This window comes from Metallibacterium scheffleri (assembly GCF_002077135.1).
GTDB lineage: Bacteria > Pseudomonadota > Gammaproteobacteria > Xanthomonadales > Rhodanobacteraceae > Metallibacterium > Metallibacterium scheffleri.
Genome location: NZ_LDOS01000001.1, coordinates 1 through 18,947, shown reverse-complemented (window position 1 = coordinate 18,947; position 18,947 = coordinate 1). Strand labels below are relative to the sequence as shown.

Annotated in this window: 18 protein-coding genes and 1 pseudogene; 15 read left to right on the top strand and 4 right to left on the bottom strand. The window is 63.3% G+C overall.

Translation table 11 applies throughout. The features are described 5' to 3' along the window. The first annotated feature begins 66 nt into the window (after nucleotides 1-66). The 5 genes from Mschef_RS00090 to Mschef_RS00070 all read left to right on the top strand — a co-directional run bounded on the left by Mschef_RS00090 (nucleotide 67) and on the right by Mschef_RS00070 (nucleotide 5,430). The gene (locus Mschef_RS00090) at nucleotides 67-450 is read left to right on the top strand and encodes a Rid family detoxifying hydrolase (RefSeq protein ID WP_081125844.1); all 384 of its coding nucleotides are present in this window, start codon (nucleotides 67-69) and stop codon (nucleotides 448-450) included. Further along, a complete protein-coding gene (gene recG / locus Mschef_RS00085; protein WP_081125843.1) occupies nucleotides 428-2,539 on the top strand; it encodes an ATP-dependent DNA helicase RecG in 2,112 nt (703 codons plus the stop codon). Before Mschef_RS00090 ends, recG begins: the two co-directional genes overlap by 23 nt. A gap of 43 nt (nucleotides 2,540-2,582) precedes the next feature. After that, the gene (locus tag Mschef_RS00080; RefSeq protein ID WP_176212385.1) at nucleotides 2,583-3,506 is read left to right on the top strand and encodes a nucleoside hydrolase; all 924 of its coding nucleotides are present in this window, start codon (nucleotides 2,583-2,585) and stop codon (nucleotides 3,504-3,506) included. Between the two features lie 106 nt (nucleotides 3,507-3,612). After that, nucleotides 3,613-3,867, top strand: a complete 255-nt coding sequence (locus tag Mschef_RS00075) for a type B 50S ribosomal protein L31 (protein WP_081125841.1) — start codon at nucleotides 3,613-3,615, stop codon at nucleotides 3,865-3,867. A 276-nt stretch (nucleotides 3,868-4,143) separates the two neighbouring features. Then, complete coding sequence (locus tag Mschef_RS00070; RefSeq protein WP_081125840.1) at nucleotides 4,144-5,430, top strand: citrate synthase; 1,287 nt, start codon at nucleotides 4,144-4,146, stop codon at nucleotides 5,428-5,430. A gap of 53 nt (nucleotides 5,431-5,483) precedes the next feature. On the opposite strand, the gene Mschef_RS00065 is transcribed toward Mschef_RS00070, so the two are convergent. Both Mschef_RS00065 and Mschef_RS00060 read right to left on the bottom strand, forming a co-directional pair. Continuing rightward, nucleotides 5,484-6,134: a hypothetical protein gene (locus tag Mschef_RS00065; RefSeq protein WP_081126721.1), complete on the bottom strand. Its 651-nt coding sequence runs from the start codon at nucleotides 6,132-6,134 to the stop codon at nucleotides 5,484-5,486. 83 nt (nucleotides 6,135-6,217) lie between these two features. Further along, the gene (locus Mschef_RS00060) at nucleotides 6,218-8,605 is read right to left on the bottom strand and encodes a penicillin-binding protein 1A (protein ID WP_425486739.1); all 2,388 of its coding nucleotides are present in this window, start codon (nucleotides 8,603-8,605) and stop codon (nucleotides 6,218-6,220) included. 433 nt (nucleotides 8,606-9,038) lie between these two features. Here Mschef_RS00060 and Mschef_RS00055 point away from each other — a divergent pair, with 433 nt between their 5' ends. Beyond that, complete coding sequence (locus Mschef_RS00055) at nucleotides 9,039-10,097, top strand: pilus assembly protein PilM (protein WP_081125838.1); 1,059 nt, start codon at nucleotides 9,039-9,041, stop codon at nucleotides 10,095-10,097. A gap of 268 nt (nucleotides 10,098-10,365) precedes the next feature. Here the strand turns inward: Mschef_RS00055 and Mschef_RS00045 are convergent, their stop codons facing one another. Next, the gene (locus tag Mschef_RS00045) at nucleotides 10,366-11,613 is read right to left on the bottom strand and encodes an ISL3 family transposase (protein ID WP_081125836.1); all 1,248 of its coding nucleotides are present in this window, start codon (nucleotides 11,611-11,613) and stop codon (nucleotides 10,366-10,368) included. On the opposite strand from Mschef_RS00045, the gene Mschef_RS00040 reads away from it, so the two are divergent. The 9 genes and pseudogenes from Mschef_RS00040 to feoB all read left to right on the top strand — a co-directional run bounded on the left by Mschef_RS00040 (nucleotide 11,603) and on the right by feoB (nucleotide 18,337). Further along, nucleotides 11,603-12,052 carry a hypothetical protein gene (locus Mschef_RS00040; RefSeq protein WP_197686697.1) on the top strand — a complete coding sequence of 150 codons (450 nt, stop codon included), beginning with the start codon at nucleotides 11,603-11,605 and terminating at the stop codon, nucleotides 12,050-12,052. The genes Mschef_RS00045 and Mschef_RS00040 overlap by 11 nt on opposite strands. 70 nt (nucleotides 12,053-12,122) lie before the next feature. Beyond that, a complete protein-coding gene (locus Mschef_RS00035; protein WP_081125834.1) occupies nucleotides 12,123-12,548 on the top strand; it encodes a PilN domain-containing protein in 426 nt (141 codons plus the stop codon). Continuing rightward, nucleotides 12,545-13,201 (top strand): type IV pilus inner membrane component PilO, encoded by a 657-nt coding sequence (locus tag Mschef_RS00030; RefSeq protein WP_081125833.1) that lies wholly within the window; start codon nucleotides 12,545-12,547, stop codon nucleotides 13,199-13,201. The genes Mschef_RS00035 and Mschef_RS00030 overlap by 4 nt, the downstream gene beginning before the upstream one ends. A 1-nt stretch (nucleotide 13,202) precedes the next feature. Continuing rightward, nucleotides 13,203-13,721: a pilus assembly protein PilP gene (locus tag Mschef_RS00025; protein ID WP_081125832.1), complete on the top strand. Its 519-nt coding sequence runs from the start codon at nucleotides 13,203-13,205 to the stop codon at nucleotides 13,719-13,721. Nucleotides 13,722-13,791: 70 nt separating this feature from the next. Continuing rightward, a complete protein-coding gene (locus Mschef_RS00020) occupies nucleotides 13,792-16,014 on the top strand; it encodes a type IV pilus secretin PilQ (RefSeq protein WP_081126720.1) in 2,223 nt (740 codons plus the stop codon). 212 nt (nucleotides 16,015-16,226) lie between these two features. Then, complete coding sequence (locus Mschef_RS18230; RefSeq protein WP_081125831.1) at nucleotides 16,227-16,526, top strand: FeoA family protein; 300 nt, start codon at nucleotides 16,227-16,229, stop codon at nucleotides 16,524-16,526. After that, entirely contained in the window at nucleotides 16,510-16,731 is a 222-nt protein-coding gene (locus tag Mschef_RS18225; protein WP_277921466.1) for a FeoB small GTPase domain-containing protein, read from the top strand. Before Mschef_RS18230 ends, Mschef_RS18225 begins: the two co-directional genes overlap by 17 nt. Further along, nucleotides 16,679-16,939: pseudogene (locus Mschef_RS18345) on the top strand (FeoB small GTPase domain-containing protein); the annotation flags it as partial. The gene Mschef_RS18225 and the pseudogene Mschef_RS18345, both read left to right, overlap by 53 nt. A 159-nt stretch (nucleotides 16,940-17,098) precedes the next feature. Then, the gene (gene feoB, locus Mschef_RS00010) at nucleotides 17,099-18,337 is read left to right on the top strand and encodes a ferrous iron transport protein B (RefSeq protein WP_425486738.1); all 1,239 of its coding nucleotides are present in this window, start codon (nucleotides 17,099-17,101) and stop codon (nucleotides 18,335-18,337) included. 377 nt (nucleotides 18,338-18,714) lie between these two features. Here feoB and Mschef_RS00005 read toward each other — a convergent pair whose 3' ends face one another. Then, nucleotides 18,715-18,891, bottom strand: a complete 177-nt coding sequence (locus tag Mschef_RS00005) for a thioredoxin domain-containing protein (protein ID WP_197686696.1) — start codon at nucleotides 18,889-18,891, stop codon at nucleotides 18,715-18,717. Between the last annotated feature and the right edge of the window lie 56 nt (nucleotides 18,892-18,947).

Genomic DNA, 18,947 nt, shown 5'->3' with positions numbered 1-18,947 from the left:
TGGCGCGGCCTTCGGCGGCGCGTGCGACGATTCTCCGGACAAGTCCCTCCATTTGCGAGCAATGCCATGAAACGCAGCATCATCAGCAGTACCGAGGCCCCTGCCGCCATCGGACCTTATTCGCAAGCGGTGCGCGTCGCCGATACGGTCTATCTCTCCGGGCAGATTGCACTGGATCCGCGCAATGGGCAGATGGTGGCTGGCGATATCAGTGCGCAGGCGCGGCAGGTGTTCGCCAATCTTGCCGCGGTCGCGGATGCGGCCGGTGGCAGCCTGCAGCAAGCGGTGCGCATCGGCATCTTCCTCACCGACCTCAACGACTTTGCCGTGGTCAATCAGGTGATGGAGGCAGTGCTGCAGCCGCCATATCCGGCGCGCGCCACCGTCGGAGTGGCGGCCCTGCCGCGCGGCGCGCGGGTCGAGGCTGATGCCATCCTCGTTCTCGGCTGAGCGCGATCGCGGCGCGCTGCCGGCGGGTGCGCGGCCGCTTTCCAGTCTGGTCGGTGTCGGCCCGGCGCTGGTAGCGACGTTGGCGCGGCGCGGTCTGCTGTGCCTGCAGGACCTCTGGTTCACGCTGCCGTTGCGCTATGAGGACCTGACCCGCATCACACCTGTCGCCGCGCTGCAATCCGGGCAGCGTGCCCAGGTCGAGGGCGTGGTCACGCAGGTCGAGACCGGGTTCCGTTTTCGCCCGCTGCTGCAGGTGGTGATCGAGGATGGCAGCGGTACCGCGCTGGTGCTGCGCTTCATCCATTTCCGTCGCGCCCAGGCGGCACAATTCGTGCCTGGCATGCGCGTGCGCGCCTATGGCGAGGTGCGCGAAGGCCACCAGGGTCTCGAGATCGTGCACCCGCGCTATCGCGTGTTCGATGCGCGGGCCCCGCAACTGGCCACGCATCTCGGTGCGGTGTATCCGTTGACCGAGGGCGTGACCAATGCACGCATGGCGAGCCTGGTGACGCGCGCGCTGGCGCAGTTGCCGTGCGCCGCAGAGCTGGATCTGTTGCCGCCCCTCGACAGCGCCGCCCTGGCATTGCCCGATCTGCGCAGCGCGCTGCTGGCTGTGCATCAACCTGCGCCCGACGATGATCTGACAGCGTTGCTGGCAGGCACGCATCCGGCGCAACGCCGGCTCGCGTTCGAGGAACTGCTGGCCCAGCACCTGGCCTTGCGGCAATTGCGCCAGCGCGCGCGTGGCCATGCTGCGCCGGTATGCGCCGAGGGTCGTGCGCTCATGCACCGGCTGCGTGTGAATCTGCCTTATGCGCTGACCAGCGCGCAGCAACGCGTGCTTGATGAAATCCTCGCCGATCTGGCCACGCCGCAGCCGATGCTGCGCCTGGTGCAGGGCGACGTGGGCTCGGGGAAAACCATCATCGCGGCGCTGGCGGCGCTGGCGGTAGTGGCCAGCGGCCGCCAGGTGGCCTTGGCCGCGCCCACCGAATTGCTGGCCGAGCAGCATTACCGCAGCTTCGTGACGTGGTTGCAGCCCCTAGGCATCGAGGTGCTGTGGTTGGCTGGCAAAGTTCAAGGCCGCGCGCGCAACGCGGCGCTGAAGCGCCTGAGCGAGGGCGCAGCCGTGTGCGTGGGCACGCACGCACTGATGCAGGAAGGCGTGCAATTTCGCAATCTGGGCCTTGCGATTGTCGACGAACAGCACCGCTTTGGCGTGCATCAGCGCCTGAGTCTGGTCGAAAAGGGCGGCACGGCGGATGAAGTGCCGCATCAGCTGGTGCTCACCGCGACACCGATTCCACGCACCTTGGCGATGACGGCCTATGCGGACCTGGACATTTCGGTGCTCGATGAATTGCCGCCGGGGCGTATCCCGGTGCAAACCACCCTTGTCGCCGCCAGTCGCCGCGCCGAGGTGATCGAGCGTATCCATCACGCCTGCGCCAATGGCCGGCAGGCCTATTGGGTATGCACTCTGGTGGAGGAGTCGGACGTGCTCGCCGCGCAGGCCGCCGCGGTCGCGCACATCGAGCTTAGCGCGGCATTGCCGATGCTGAGCATCGGGTTGGTGCACGGGCGCATGAAACCTGCTGCCAAGCAGGCGGTCATGGATGCATTCAAGCGCGGTGAGCTGGCATTGTTGGTGGCGACCACGGTGATCGAGGTGGGCGTTGATGTGTCCAACGCCAGTTTGATGGTGATCGAAAACGCCGAGCGCCTGGGTCTGGCGCAGCTGCACCAGTTGCGCGGCCGCGTCGGGCGCGGCAGCACCGCGTCCCATTGTGTGCTGCTGTATCAACCGCCGCTATCGGCCAACGCACGTGCGCGCCTGAGCCTGCTGCGTGAGAGCAACGATGGTTTTCGCATCGCTGAAATGGACCTGAAACTGCGCGGTGCCGGCGAAATGCTGGGCACGCGTCAGACGGGGCTGCTGGCGCTGCGCGTGGCCGACCTGGCGCGCGATGCCGATCTGTTGCCGATGGTGCGTGAGCTGGCCGATCGGCTCCTGCAAAGCGATCCCGGGCGCGCAGAGCTGATTTTGCAGCGCTGGTTTGGCAGCGCGAGGCGCTACGCACAGGCCTGAGCCAGTCCCATAAACTGCATGCTTTCCCGTGGCGGAGCCGGACATGCTGTTCATCGATACCGATCCCGGCGTGGACGATGCGCTGGCGATTCTGATGGCGCACGCACACGCATCTGGCATCGCTGGCCTGGGCATCGCCGCGGGCAATGTCGGGCTGCATCACACCACGGCCAACGCGCTCAAACTGGTTGAACTGCTGGATGCGCCCACGCCGGTGTTTCCCGGCGCGCCACAGCCGCTGGTGCGCCGCGCTGCCGATGCCGCATTCGTGCATGGCGCCGATGGCTTTGGTGACACCGGCTACTTGCCCGCACGGCGCGTGGCGCACAACGAGCACGCGGCACTGGCGCTGCTGCGCCTTAGCCATGCACACGCTGGCGAACTGGTGGTGGTGGCGCTGGGGCCGCTGACCAATCTGGCACTGGCATTGAGCCTTGACCCGCAATTGCCCCGGCGCGTGGCGCGGCTGGTGGTGATGGGGGGCGCGGTGACCGGGCAGGGCAACACCAGTCTGGCGGCGGAATTCAATATCGGCTTCGATCCGGAAGCCGCGCACATCGTATTTTCACGCTGGCCGCGGTTTGATCTGGTTGATTGGGAACTGACACTGCGTCATGCGCTGGATTTCGAGCGCTTCGATCACTGGCTGGCCGGCGATGATGCACGCGCGGCATTTTTCTCCGCGATCTCACGCAAGGCGCGCGCTTTCAATCGTATGCAGCAGCGCCCGGGATTGCTTGCCGCCGATGCGCTGGCCATGGCGGTGGCGCTGCGTCCGGGGTTGATCACCCGTAGCGATGAGCGCGCGGTCACGGTCGAACTGGATGGCGGCCTGACGCGCGGAGCCACCGTGGTGGACTGGCAGCGCCGCAGCGGTGCGGTGGCCAATGCGCGTATCGTCATGGCCGTGGACCAGAGCGGATTCGAACATCTGGTGGCAGCGGCACTGGGTGCGCTCCCCGGGTGATCGGGCCAGGCTTCGACTGCTGATCAGAGCATCCAATCTTGCCCGTGGCCATGACAGCAGGCTATCATGGCTCTCTTTTCCTTGATCTTTCGAGCGCGAGTCCGCCATGAAGCCCGACATCCATCCCCAATATCGCGAGGTCGTGTTCCAGGACGTGAACGCCAATTTCGCCATACTCACTCGTTCCACGATCAGTACCAAAGACACGATCAAGTGGGAGGATGGCAAGGAATATCCGCTGGTCAAGCTGGAGATTTCCTCGGCCTCGCATCCGTTTTACACCGGCAAGCACAAAGTGCTAGACGTGGGTGGTCGGGTCGACAAGTTCCGCAAACGCTACGCCGCTGGCGGCAAGGCCTGATCGCGACGCCAGTCATCGGCCGCACGCATCCGGATTTGACGTGTTGCCGCGGATCGAATCGATGTTCATTGCAGCGCCGGCCTCGTGCCGGCGTTGTTGTTTTTGCTGCTGCGCTGCAGCGCACTGTGCGATAATTCGCAGCGAATTTGCGGGCCGCCTGCCCGTGTGACACCACCGCTGTGTGAATTGCGCGGTCTTGTCTGTCCATCCCCAATCCGGCGCCTGCTCCCGCGCGTCATTTTCGCCCGCGGCGTCCACGTCACAAGGAGACCGAGCGTGTCCACCTACAAGCTCATCAACGAGTCCACTGGCAGCAATACCGAACTGCCCGCCGTGACCGGCAGCATCGGCCCGGCCGCGCTCGATATCGGCAAGCTCTATCGCGATACCGGCTGCTTCACCTATGACCCCGGCTTCATGTCCACGGCCAGCTGCCGCAGCGCCATCACTTACATCGATGGCGATGCCGGCGTGCTGATGTACCGCGGCTATCCGATCGAGCAACTGGCCAAGCAGTCGAGCTATCTGGAAGTGGCTTACCTGCTCCTGCACGGCGAGTTGCCGAATCAGGCCCAGTTCGATGCCTTTGACAACGAGGTGACGCATCACTCGATGATGCACGAGTCGATTCGCCACTTTCTGCGCGGCTTTCACCACGATGCGCATCCCATGGCCATGGTATGCGCTTCGATCGCTTCGTTGTCGGCGTTCTATCACGACAAGATCGATATCGAGAATCCCGAGCATCGGCGTCTTGCGGCGGTCCGCCTGATCGCCAAGATGCCGACCATTGCCGCGGCCTGCTATCGCTATTCGGTCGGCTGGCCGATGCGTTTTCCGCGCAACAACCTTGAATACTGCACGCGCTTCCTGCACATGATGTTCGAGGTGCCGAGCGAGCCATTGGAGCTCAGTCCGACCGCGGCCAAAGCGCTGGATCTGCTGTTCATCCTGCATGCCGATCATGAGCAGAACGCATCCACGTCGACGGTGCGCCTGGTCGGTTCCACTGGTGCCAATCCCTATGCCAGTGTCGCCGCCGGCATCGCCGCGTTGTGGGGGCCGGCACACGGGGGCGCCAATGAGGCGGTGCTGAAGATGCTGGAGGAAATCGGTGACGCGAAACATGTGGACAGCGTCGTGGCCAAGGCCAAGGACAAGAACTCCGGTTTCCGCCTGATGGGCTTCGGTCACCGCATCTACAAGAATTACGACCCACGCGCGGCGATCATTCGCGAGATGACGCACAAGGTGCTGGCCGACCTGGGCGTGTCCGATCCGCTGCTGGACGTGGCGCTGGAACTCGAGCGCGTGGCGCTGAAGGATGATTATTTCGTCGAGCGCAAGCTTTATCCCAACGTCGATTTCTACTCGGGTCTGATTTACAAGGCACTGAACATTCCCAAGGAAATGTTCACGGTGATGTTCGCCATCGCGCGCACCTCCGGCTGGATCGCGCACTGGATCGAACAACACGAAACCGCCGATACCAAGATCGGCCGTCCGCGCCAGGTTTATACCGGTGCGGCCAAACGTGACTATCGCCCGATCACGACGCGCTGAGGCGCGCCGGATACCTCACGCCTTGGATGGGCGTGGGTTCTGCATGGCCCCGATCACATTGGCGCTGCAGGGTGGGCACGCAGCAACGCTTCCAGTGCGCCCAGCGAGGCGCGCTGCATGGCACGCGGACGGACACGATCCAAGGGTGCCTGACGCAGGCCGTCACGCGGCAGCACGCTGAGATCGAACGCGATGTCATCAGCAATGAACTGCAGCACCTCGATCGTCAGGTTGCGCTCGCGATCCATACGCAGCCTGCGTTCGCGTAACTCGTAGCGAATACCGTGCTCGGAGAGGAACTGCTCGACCTCGCCAGGCGTATCGCTGAACAGGTGCAGGCAGACGGCGGAGTGCTGGTCAGCGGTACCCTCCAGCACCGCGCCAACCAGACGCGGCTCGAAACGTTGCAGAAACCGCATCGCCTCGCGCGCCGCCAGACGTCGCGCCTGCAGGGCCTCGATTTGACTGTTGCCAAAAAACAGGCGTTGATGCTCGCGCAAAGCCGACTCGATCTCGTCGTTGTGTGGCAGCGCCTGGTCGTCGCGGATGCCGAGGCGTTCGGCGGCGCGCAGTTTCGCACGGTGGTAATCGCGCAGCCCGTGTTCGCTGATCAATCGCGCGGCCTCCAGCGCGATGCGCCGGCGCAGTTGCTGTCGATTGCCTTGGGCGCGGCGTGCAGCGTGGTGGCCATGAAGACGAGGCATCGACCGCTCCTGCAGTGGGCTGCGCGGATCATCGCAATTCATGCGCTGGCATGCCAGCGCCGGGTCGGCATACACGCGGCGGATCAGAATACGTCGTACGACTTGGCCTGATCGTGCTTGCTGTCTAGCGGCGCCTGCTGCTTGAGGCGCTCGTAGTCCTCGATGCGCATCACCTCGGGCATCGCCAGCGGGTTGCTGGGTAGTGCGGGCAGGCCGGTATCGCGGTTGATCAACACGGTGACAATGCCCGGCGGCATCGGCTCAGGAGCCTCCGGTGTGCCGGCCAGCGCGACTTTCATGTAGCGGATCCAGATCGGGAGCGCCACATATGCGCCAAACTCGGGATGGCCATCGGCATGACCGAGCGAGCTGAAATTGTCGAAGCCGGCCCAGGCTGTGGTCACCAGTTTCGAATTGAAGCCGCCGAACCACGCGTCGCGATAGTCGTTGGTCGAACCGGTCTTGCCGGAGAGGTCGGTACGGTGCAGCGACAGCGCAAACTGACCGGTGCCGCTGCGGATCACTGATTGCATGATCGATGCGATCAGGTAGGCATTGCGTGCTCCGATGATGCGTGGCGCCAGACGCGGGGGGGNTGGCGCGCCGTTGACCGGCGCTGGCACCAGCACTGTCATGTCGCCCGGCATCGGCGGCAGGCCGCTGCTGCTTCCCGGTGCTGGTGTGGCGGGCACGGCGGGTGCGGGCGGTGATGGCGCGGGCGTCGGCGCCGTGTCGGCCAGCAGGCGCTGCGCGCAATCGCGGCAGGCGCGCAGCGGGTCCGCCACGAATACGGCATGGCCATCCCGGTTGTCGATGCGCTGGATGAAGTAGGGATCAATCAGGAAGCCGCCGTTGGCGAACGCCGCGTAACCGCGCGCCATCTGCAAAGGCGAGACCGAGGCGGTGCCCAGCGCCATCGTCAGGTTGTCGGGAATCTGATCCAGCGAAAAGCCGAAGCGCGTCACATACTGGCGCGCGTAGTTGACGCCGATCGCATCGATCAGACGCAGGGTGACCAGGTTTTTTGATTGCGCCAAAGCCACGCGCAGCCGAGTCGGCCCCCGGAAGGTGTTGGTGTCGTTGGCGGGTATCCATTCGCCGCCCGGTGTATGCGTGTCGGCGAAGATCAGAGGCGCATCGTTGACCACCGAAGCAGGCGTGAAACCGCGCTGAAACGCTGCTGAATAAACGAACGGCTTGAAGCTGGAGCCAGGTTGGCGCGCCATTTGCGTGACGCGGTTGAACTGACTGAGCGTGTAGCTCAAGCCGCCGACGAGGGCGACGATGGCGCCGTCGTCGGGACGCAGCGAGACCAGCGCGGCCTGTGCTTTGGGAATCTCTGCCAATTGCCAGTGACCCTGGTCGTCCATGGCCACGCGCACGATGTCGCCGGGCTTGAGCACCTGATCCACGGCGCTGGGCACAGGCCCGGTGCGGTTTTCGTTGATATAGCGCCGCGCCCAGACCACGGCTTTCAGGTCGAGCACCACGGTCTGCCCGTTCTGCAGGTAGACGTGGGCGAGTTTGGCGCTGCTGTCGGTGACCAGGCCAGGCTGCAGCCCGGCCACTGGATACAGCGCCCCCAGATCCTTCGACCACAGCGTCGGGTCTGGCGTGGGCGGCAGGGTGACATGGGCTTCCGGTCCAAACCAGCCATGGCGGCGGCTGTAGGACAGCATTTCGCTGCGGACCGCGGCGTTGGCGGCATCTTGCAGCTTCCCATTGATCGTGGTGTAGACCACGTAACCATCGGTCAATGCCTTGTTGCCCAGCTTCTGCACGGCCAGCAGGCGCGCCATTTCGGCCACGTAGGGTGCTTCGACCTGGATCGGCGGCTCGTGAGGGAAGGCGTCGTCCGGCGTGGCCAGCGCCTTTTCGTACTGATCGCGCTTGATGAAACCCACGTCGTACATGCGCCTGAGCACGTAATTGCGGCGCACCATCGCGCGTTTGAGATCGGTCACCGGATTGGCCGCCGAAGGCGCCTGCGGCAAGCCGCCCAGCATGGCGCACTCGGGCAATGTCAGCTGATCGAGGGTTTTGCCGTAGTAGTACTGCGCCGCTGCCGCCACGCCATACGCGCGATGGCCGAGAAAGATCTTGTTGAGATACAGCTGCAGGATGTCGTTCTTGCTCAGCTCATTCTCGATGCGGAATGCCAGAAACCACTCCATGATCTTGCGCGTGTAACTTTTCTCCGGGCTGAGGAAGAAATTGCGTGCGACCTGTTGAGTGATCGTGCTGCCGCCCTGCACCTTGTGTCCGCCGTGGATCAGCACCTCGAACGCCGCGCGCGCGGTGCCGACGAAGTCGACGCCGGGGTGGTGATAGAAATCCGCGTCCTCGGCAGCGAGGAAGGCATCACGCAACTGCACCGGAATTTGCGCGAAGGTGACCGGGATGCGTCGCGTCTCGCCGAAGCTGGCGATCAGTTTTCCGTCCGCGGAAAGCACCGTCAGCGGCACCTGCATCTGCACATCCTTGAGCGATGAGACGGATGGCAGGCGTGGCGCCAATATCCAGTAGGCGATACCCAGTGCGGCGACGCCGGCCAGAGCACCGGCAAAACCCAGGATCACGAACCATTTCAACAGTCGCAGCAGCAGGCGCATCGGACGGGATCGGCGACCGCCGAAGGGCGGGCTCTGTGAAGCCGCGCAGTATAGNGGGCTTTGCTGAAGGCTTTGGCACTGCAACGAGACGCTGCGTGCGCGGTCGTGTATGTTGCTCGCCAATGCGTAGGCGCGGACGCATTGGATTTGGGGCGCGCGGAGCTGACTCTGCAAAGAATTGTGAAGTGGCTCTCAGCTATGCAGTTCAGGGGGCGTTGCCAAAGAGTTAAGACTTGATCTAAGGTATTAGCGCACATTTCGCTCGTAAGGGCGCGTGGGAAGGGGAATTCCGGTGGGCCTGTTTACTCCGAAGTCGGCGCCTCTGATTGGCGTGGATGTCAGTTCGACCGCCGTCAAGGTGCTCCAGCTGAGCCAGGCTGGCACCCGTTATCGCGTCGAGCATTACGCCGTCGAACCGTTGCCGCCCAACGCGGTGGTGGAAAAGAACATCGTTGAAGTCGAGGCGGTGGGTGAAGCCATCCGTCGTGCGGTGGCGCGTTCGGGCAGCAAGATCAGGCACGCATCCGCTGCAGTCGCTGGTTCGGCGGTGATCACACGTACCATCACCATGCCTGCCGAGCTGGGCGAGGACGATTTGGAAAGCCAGGTTCAGGCTGAAGCCAATCAGTACATTCCTTATCCGATCGAGGAAGTCAGCCTCGATTTCGAGGTGCTTGGCGCAGTCAAGGACAACCCCGAGATGGTGCAGGTGCTGCTGGCCGCATCGCGCACCGAAAACGTTGACATGCGCGTGGCCGCGCTGGACATGGGCGGGCTTAGCGCCAAGGTGATCGATGTCGAGGCTTTCGCCATGGAGAACGCCTTCGGTCTGATCGCCGACCAGCTTTCGGTCAGTCGCGACAGCGTGATCGCGCTGGTGGACATTGGCGCCACCATGACCACGCTCATCGTGCTGCGCCGTCAGCGTTCGATCTATTCGCGCGAGCAGGTGTTCGGTGGCAAGCAGCTCACTGACGAAATCATGCGACGTTATGGTTTGTCATACGAGGAAGCCGGCCTGGCCAAACGTCAGGGTGGTCTGCCCGAGTCCTACGAGATTGAAGTGCTGGAGCCTTTCAAGGAAGCGGTGATCCAACAAGTCAGCCGCTTGCTGCAGTTTTTCTACGCCAGCAGMGAGCACAGCAAGGTCGACCAAGTGGNNCTGGCTGGCGGTAGCGCAGCGATCGCCGGGCTCAGCGAAATGATCGAGGAGCAGCTTGGCGTGCCCTGTTGCGTGGCCAACCCGTTGGCCAGCATGGCGCTGGCGCCCAAGGTCTCGCCGCAAGCATTGGCGCAGGATGCCCCCGCGCTGATGATCGCCTGCGGACTCGCGCTGAGGAGTTTCGACTGATGGCGCGCATCAACCTACTTCCCTGGCGCGCGGAGCGGCGCAAGCAGCGCGAGCGCGAATTTTTCATGCAGCTTGGCGCGGCGGCAGCGGTTGCCCTGGTGCTGGTGATTGGCTGGTCGATGTGGATGGGCATGCGCATCGACAACCAGACCGATCGCAACGCCTACCTGCAAGGTCAGATCACGCAGCTCAAGGCCGAGAACGAGCAGATCAAGAATCTGGACANGGTGCGTGATCGCCTGCTGGCACGCAAGAAAATCATGCCTCGTCAGCAAAACCTGTGGGCGAGCTTCGGCTCAGGTAGCTTGCCAAGCACATGATAGAGCGCGATTTCTGTCGCCCTGAAGGTCCGAAATCCGTAGGCTTTTCTCATGGTGACTTTGCACTTGTTGTTGAGCCCCTCGACGACGCCGCTGGAGAACTGCTTGCGGGCGCGGAAATAGTTCAACAGCAGCTCGTGGTGTCGGCGTAGCGTGCCGGCGACTTTCTTCATCGGCTCGATCTGTGAGCGCATCACCTGCGTGCACCACTCATCGAGGAATCTGCCGGCCCAGGTGGGTGACACGTACTCCCAGAACTTCTGGAAGTCCTCCTTCAGCAGGTAGGCGCGAACCGTCTTCAGGTTGTACTTCAGCAGTTCCCGCAGGCGGCCGCGCTGTTTTCCCGTCAGATTGCCCGGACGCTTCAGCACGCACCACCGGGTCTTCTTCAGGACAGGCTCATAGCCGTCCTGGTGCATCCGGCGGGCTTCGTTGGCACGCACTTCGTCGATCGCCTTGTTGATCGTCGCCACGACGTGGAAACGGTCGAGAATGTTCAGTGCGTTCGGGCAGTTCTGCTCGATCAGCTTCAGGTAGGGCTTCCACATGTCCGAGCAGACGAAGGCGATCCGCGCCGCGAGATCTTTGCCGATCAGGTCAAAGAAGCGCTGGAAGCTGGCCGTGGTGCGCTCCTTGCCGACCCAAAGCAGCCGCGTGAAGCCGGCATCGATCTGGTAGACCAGCGTCAGATACGCGTGGCCGCGGCCGTACTGGATTTCGTCGACGCCGATGGCACGCAGCGGCCCCCACTCGCGATGCGCCAGCCCCCACTCGACCACCCATGCCACGGCGTGAAACACCTTTTCCCAGCTGGTGCGGAACGCTACCGCCGTTTCTCGCCAGGACAGTCGGCGCGCCCACTGCGCGAGGAACAACATGTACGCCTTGCAGAGCGTGTGCTTGCCAATCGCCCAGGGCACCTGTTCGACCTTGACGCCGCATCCACGGCAGGCGACTCGACGCATGGCATACAATAAAATCACCGCGAAGCCCCAGACCGGAATGAACTCGAAGCGGCGCACCGACAGCGTATCGTAGCCGCTGCCGCGCTTTCCGCATCCCGAGCAGATCGGACGCGAACCGCGGCGAGGACGCACGTCAACCTCGATGGTGTTCTCGGCCTCGAGCAGGCGCGCACCCTGATACACGAAACCAGGATGGTGGTGACAGGCATTCAGCAAGCGGGTGATCAACATGGGGAGGTCGAATCTGGCAGGTGGCGGCAAACCCGCTATTTCATACCAACCCGACGATCAAATGTTGGCCGAGCTCTGCCCCGATCTCTCCGAGTGGCCGCACCGCTGGTGCTTTGACGATGGCGACATCGACTTCGGTCGCAACGTGCTGGAAGCGCTCACGCCATTCCTGCAGCATCTGCTGGCAACCGACCTCAGTCGAAAGACCTTGGCACGTCACCGCGATCATCTCTGGATGCTCGGCGGCGAACTCGTGCGCCGCTTGCATGACGAACCGCGCCTGCGCATGAAGACGCCAACAGCCGTGCTACTCCACTACATTGACGACGAAGGTGGCCCACTGATCTACCCCAGCATCACCGAAGCCCAGCAACATGCGTTCGACGGCACCTGCAGAAAGCTGTACCGGTTCTTGAGCGAGGTGGCATCAGCCGGATAGCGCAGGAATCACCCACGGATTCCGCTGACGAGCCAAAATCATCGAGGATCTGCAGGCCAACCGCTCGCAGATGGTGCATCTGTTCGACGAACTGGTGAAGCGTACGCCGCCGTCGGTGCGGCTGACCTCAATGGCGCAAAAAGGCGAACAGCTGACGCTCGAAGGCGTCGCGCAGTCCAACGCGGCAGTGGCCGATTACATGCGCAACCTCGAGGCTTCGCCATGGTTGGGCGCGGCCGACTTGCAGAAGACCGAGAAGAAGGCTGGCGATTCGCGCATGCCTTACGATTTCGGACTCACGGTCAAGCTTGGCATGCCGAAAAACGCTGGTGCCGCCGCAGCCACGAGCAGCTTGGCATCGCTGCCAATCCCGGTCGTGCCGGGGGCTCCGGCCGGTGCGGGCATGGCCAGGTCGCCTGCGCATGCGGCGATATCTGCCCCGCCCGCGGCAGCCGCAAGCCACGCTGGTAGCATCAAGCCGGGAGCGCAGCCGTGAGTTTCCTCGACGATTTCCGCAGTCTCGACCGCAACAACATCGGCGCGTGGCCGAACACGGTCAAGACCACGTTCACCGTGCTGGTGCTGGTCGTGATCCTGTTTTTCGGCTGGTGGTTCCACATCAGCAACCAGCAGGACAATCTGACATCGCTGGCCAGCCAGGAAGACCAGCTCAAGCAGCAGTTCATCAAGGAACAGGCGCGCGCTGTCAACCTCGATGCACTGAAGAAGCAACTCTCCGAGATGCAGGACATGCTGCGCCAGATGCTGCGCCAGTTGCCCAGCAAGACGGAAATGCCCGAATTGCTGGTGGATATCTCGCAAACCGCGCTTTCGGCAGGGCTGCAGACCGATCTATTCCAGCCTGAGCCAGAATCCGTGAAAGAGTTCTATGCCGAAAAGCCCATCAAGCTGAAGATGATCGGCACCTACAATCAGTTCGGTACTTTCATCAGCGGTGTGGCGTCGCTGCCGCGCGTGGTGATCCTGACCATGCACAATGTGTCGCTGAAGCCATTGCCGGCCGCGGCCGGCAGCAAAGGCCCCAGCGATTTGCTGCAGCTCGAAGGCACGGTGCGCACCTACCGTTACCTTGAGGAAGACGAGAGCAGCAGCAAGGATCACGTCGAAGTCAGCAAGGGAGGCAAGTGACATGCGCAAGCTGCCTTTTCGACTGCTGGTGGTCTGCGTGGCGCTGATTGCACTGGCTGGTTGCACGCGCGGCACGTCTGATCTGCACGCGTGGGTCGCGCAGGAAAAGGCCAAGAGCGGCCCGCCACTGCCGCCGCTGCCAGTCATCAAGACCTTTGAAAGTTTTACCTACAACGATCAGAACATGCGTGATCCGTTCAGCCCCAGCCCTCTGGAGACTGGCGGCTACAACAGCAATGGCCCGCGTCCGGATGCCAACCGTCCCAAGCAGCCGCTGGAAATGTTCCCGCTGGATTCGCTGAAGATGGTCGGCACTATCGGCGCCGGGCCTGATGCGCAGGCATTGATCAAGGACCCGACCGGCGTGATCCATCGCGTCGTGATCGGCAATTACATGGGCCAGAGCGACGGACGGATCACCAAGGTCACGCCCGATCAAGTCGATCTGACCGAATTGGTACCGAACGGCAATGGCGGCTGGATGGAGCGCAAGGCCGAAATCGCGATGAGCGAGCAATGAGGACCCTGTGGGGGTGATGTACATGACGACGCAAGCCATTCGCAAGAACGCACACACTTGGCGCGCCCGCATGGCCGCTCTGTTGGCCGTGCTGCTGCTCGCTGCGCTGCCCATGGGGGCGCAGGCTGGCACCCTCAAGGACATGAGCTATCAGGCTCTGCCCGGAGGCAAGGTGGATATCACCTTGCAATTCGACGGGGCGCCACCGCAACCGAGGATATTCACCACCGACAATCCGCCGCGCATTGCAGTGGACCTGGACGGCACCGCGCTTGAGCTGGCCAAGCGTCGGCTTGATGTCGGCAGCGGGGCCACCTCCAGCGTCACCGCGGTGGCCGCTGGCGGGCGCACGCGCATCGTCGTCGATCTGTTTCAGCACGCCGGCTACACCACGCGCGTTGACGGTGACAAGCTGATCCTCGCGATCGGCAGCGGCAATGGCGGTGCGTTGGCCTCCAGCGCCGTGGGCAATCCGAGCAAGGTACTTCCGAACACCCATTCGCTGGCCATCGCCAATATCGATTTCCAGCGCAACAAGGATGGTGCTGGTCAGGTCATCATCCGATTCAGTGGCGCCGGTGCCAACGTCGACATGCATCGCTCGGGCGATCACATGGTCGTCGATTTCGCCAACGCCACGTTGCCATCCAAGTTGGCGCAGCGGCTTGATGTGAACGATTTCGCCACGCCCGTCACCAGCGTCACCACGCGCCCGGTGGCCAATGGTGCGCGCATGGAAATCGCTGCGCGCGGGGCGTTCGAGCCCTCGGCTTACCAGAGCGGCGACGAGTACGTGGTCGAGATCGCGCCCAAGCAGGCACAGAAAGCTGCCGGCGTGATCGGCAATGTTACCGGCGCCGAGCCCAAGTACACCGGCGCCCGCGTGACGTTCAATTTCCAGGACATCCCCACGCGTTCAGCGCTGCAGTTGATCGCTGACGTCTCCAATCTCAATATCGTGGCCTCCGACAGCGTCGGCGGCAGCGTCACGTTGCGCTTGGTCAATGTGCCGTGGGATCAGGCGCTGGCCGTGATCATGCGTGCCAAGAGCCTCGGCATGCAGCGCGACGGCAACGTGATCTGGGTGGCACCGCAGACCGAGTTGGCGTCCTATGAGCGCGCCAAGGCGGAAACACGCATGCAGGCCGAGGAAGCCGCACCTCTGGTCACCGATTACATTCCGATCAGCTATGGCAAGGCCTCGACCATCGCGCAGTTGCTGACGCAGAAGAGCTTGCAGAACACGGCAAGCGGCGGCGCCAGTGCCAACGCCAACCGCGGTTTTCTTTCCTCGCGCGGCAGTGTCACCTTCGACAATCGCACCAACACGCTGATCGTCAGTGACATTCCGCAAAAGATCCGCGAGATCCGTGCGCTGGTCGCGGTGCTGGATCGCCCGGTCAAGCAGGTGCTGATCGAATCGCGCATCGTCATCGCCAGTAACAGCTTCACGCGCGAACTCGGCGCGCAGTTCGGTGCCAGCGGGTTCATGACCAACCCGAGCGGGCAACTCATATCCACGAGTGATTCCACCAGCGACAACTCCAGTCTGATCAACAGCATCGCGGCGCAGAATGCGGTGACCGCGCAGAACAACCTCAATCAGCAATATGCGACCCAGACGGGGGGCACCGCGCCGCAGCCCACTTTGCCGCCGGCCATCACCTTTCCGGGCGGGCTCAACGTCAACTTGCCGATCACCAGTCCCGCAGGCAGTTTCGGCTTGGCCATCCTGGGTTCCAACTACCTGCTCAACCTTGAACTGCAGGCAGCCCAGACCGAGGGCAAGAGCGAAACCATCTCCAGCCCGCGCGTGATCACCGCCAACCAGCAGATGGCGACCATCAAGCAGGGCCAGGAGGTTGGCTACGTCACCTACCAGAATGCACCGGGAGGGGCGGTAGGTGCAGGCGCGGGTACCGCGACAGTGCAGTTCAAGAACATCGTGCTGCAGTTGCAGGTCACGCCGACCATCACCGCGGATGGCCGTATCTACCTCGAACTGGATGTGAAGAAGGACGATCTGGCGGGATTCATCAACAACCCGGGTGGCGGTCAAGTTCCGGAGATCGACACACGCCAGATACAAACGGGTGTGCTGCTCGACAACGGCCAGACCGTGGTGCTCGGTGGCATCACCGACGTAACCAAGAGCAACACGGTCACCAAGGTGCCGCTGCTGGGTGATATCCCGGGGCTTGGCGCGCTGTTCCGACAGACTAGCCGCAACAATTCCAAGGATGAATTGTTGATCTTTGTCACGCCGCGCATTCTCGACGACAGTCTCAAGTAACGCGCCGGCGAATGCAGCTGATGGGGCGGCCTCCGGGCCGCCTTTTTCATTTTGGCCATGTGCGGCGTGGATACGTGCGGTGCCCGGGCGCTGCCACGGCCGGCAACTGTCTCGTTCCCGGTGTCCGGTTGCAGCCGGTGTGCAAGCAATTTGGCGGATCGTGTGGATGTTCTGGTATAAGATGCAAATAATTCCTATCCGCAAATGATGTCATGCCCGCGATTGCGCCTATCCATGTGCAGCCATGCCAGTTGCCGCAGGCACTGGCGACGCTGCCGCGCGGTGCACGCGCCGAGGTGCAGGGTTTGCGTCACGATGCGGATGACGCTGCATTGCTTGCGCGCTTGGCGGCACTGGGCTTCGTACCGGGTGAGTCGGTGCGCATGCTTGCCCACGGACCCATCGGCCGCGAGCCCCTGCTGGTGCGGGTCGGGCACACGCGATTCGCATTGCGCCGTTGCGAAGCCGAGCAGGTCATGGTTTTGCGCTGCGCGGATCAGGTATCGCCGTGAACACGCTGCGCATTGCCCTGGTGGGCAATCCAATTGCGGCAAGACCGCGCTGTTCAACCTGTTGACCGGCAGTCGACAGAAGGTAGCCAATTACGCGGCGTCACTGTCGAGCGCAAGGAAGGCAGCTACGTTTCGCCGTCGGGTCGCGTGTCGAGGTTTTGGACTTGCCTGGCGCCTACAGCCTGGAGGCAACCTCACCCGATGAAGTCATTACGCGCGAGATCTGCCTTGGAACGCGCGCTGAAATCGCGCCTCCGGACCTGATCATCTGTGTGGCGGATGCCACCACCTGCGCCTGCATCTGCGCTTTGCCCTGGAGCTGCGTGCACTGGGGTCGCCCCATGCTGCTGGCCTTGAATCAGATGGATGCCGCGCAGCGGCGTGGAATCCGGATCGACAGCGCACGGCTGGAACGCGAATTGGGGCATGCCCGTGGTACCGACCGTCGCCGTGCGACGCACCGGCGCCGCGCGCTGGTGGCCGCACTGGACGGTCCATTGCCGTTATCGCCGCCTCCGGCACCCGCTGAATTGCACGTCGAGGCGCGGCGCCTGCTGCACGATGCTGTCGAGATGCCCGCAAGTATGAGTCTGCTGGAAGAGCGGCTCGACCGCGTGCTGCTGCATCCCGTGGCTGGCCTGCTGATCCTTGCCGGCATGCTGCTGCTGATGTTTCAGGCCGTGTTCGCCTGGGCGGCCCCGCTGATGGACACCATCGAGTGGAGCGTGAACGCGTTGGGCGCTTGGGTACGTGCGGTGATGCCGCCCGGTGCGCTGACGTCGCTGCTCGGCGACGGCATCATTGCCGGGGCCGGCAGTGTGCTGGTGTTCCTGCCGCAGATCCTGATCCTGTTTTTGTTCATTCTGGTGCTCGAGGAATCGGGCTACCTCCCGCGCGCAGCGTTCCTGCTGGATCGTCTGATGCGCGGTGCCGGGCTCAGCGGACGTGCCTTCATCCCGCTGCTGTCGAGCTTCGCCTGCGCCGTACCCGGCATCATGGCCACGCGCAGCATCGAAAATCCGCGTGAGCGCATGGCCACGATCATGGTGGCGCCGCTGATGACGTGCTCGGCACGTTTGCCGATCTACGCGCTGCTGATCGCGGCCTTCGTGCCGCAGCGCACCGTGTGGCGCATGTTCAACTTGCAAGGTCTGGTGCTGTTCATGCTCTACGCAGCAGGGATTGTGTCGGCGCTACTGGTGGCATTCGTGCTCAAGCGTTTTGGTGGCAAGGCCGCCGCTGCGCATCTGCTGATGGAATTGCCGGCGTATCGAATGCCGCGCCTGCGCAATCTGGTACTGGGCCTGTGGGAGCGCGCACGCATTTTCATCAAGCGCGTCGGTGGCAACATCCTGGCACTGACTATCGTGCTGTGGTTTCTGGCCAGCTATCCGGTACCGCCGGTGGGTGCCACGCTGCCCGCCATCGACTACAGTTTTGCCGGGCAAATCGGGCACTGGCTGCAACCAATCTTCGCGCCACTGGGCTTCAGCTGGGAGATCGTGGTGGCACTGATTCCCGGCATGGCGGCGCGCGAAGTCGCCGTCGGCGCGCTGGCAACGGTATATGCCGTCGGTGGCGGTAGCGGTGAAAGTGCTCTGGCCACGGCGATCGCCGCGCAATGGTCGTTGGCCACGGCGTTCGCATTGCTGGCTTGGTATGTGTTTGCGCCGCAGTGCATCGCCACGCTGGCAATGATCCGCCGCGAAACCAACTCGTGGCGCATCGTGGGCTGGGCGACCGGTTACCTGTTTGCGTTGGCGTATGCGGCAGCGTTTGCCACTTATCAATTGACGCGTTGGCTGACATGAGCGCGTTGCTGCAAAACATCTTCGTGGGTTTGCTGGTTGGCGCGGCATCGGCGGTGTTGCTGCGCCGCTGGTTGCCGCAGCGAACCATGCGCCAGGTGCTGGGACGCGTGCTTGCGCGCGCCATCGCGTCGTGTGCAAGGCTGGGCACACGATTTGCTGACACCGCCCGCGCAACCGGCCGCGGTGAGTTGTGGCAGCAGTTGCTCGAGTTGTGGGGGCTGTGCGCGGAAGCAGCACGAGCAAGACGCGGTCGTTCCTGCAGGACAGCCGGTCCGCCTGTTACGGCGACGCTAAGCGACGCATCTCACGTGGGCGCAGGCACAGTTCAAAAAAACCCGGCTTGCACCGGGTGTGCGTGTTGCAACTTGCGGCTGGATTTACAGCGACTTCTTGCAGAAGTACCAATCACTGCATTCATAGCCCTCGCTGCCGCGTGCGTCGGCAGCTTGCTGGGTCTGCGGCGGCGGCACGATGACCTTGTCGCCGGGTTGCCAGCCCTCGGGTGTGGCAACGCCATGTTTGTCCGAGGTCTGCAGCGCCGCGACCAGGCGCAAAAAACTCGGGGATCGAGCGTCCGTTGCTCATCGGGTAATACACCATCGCGCGCAGC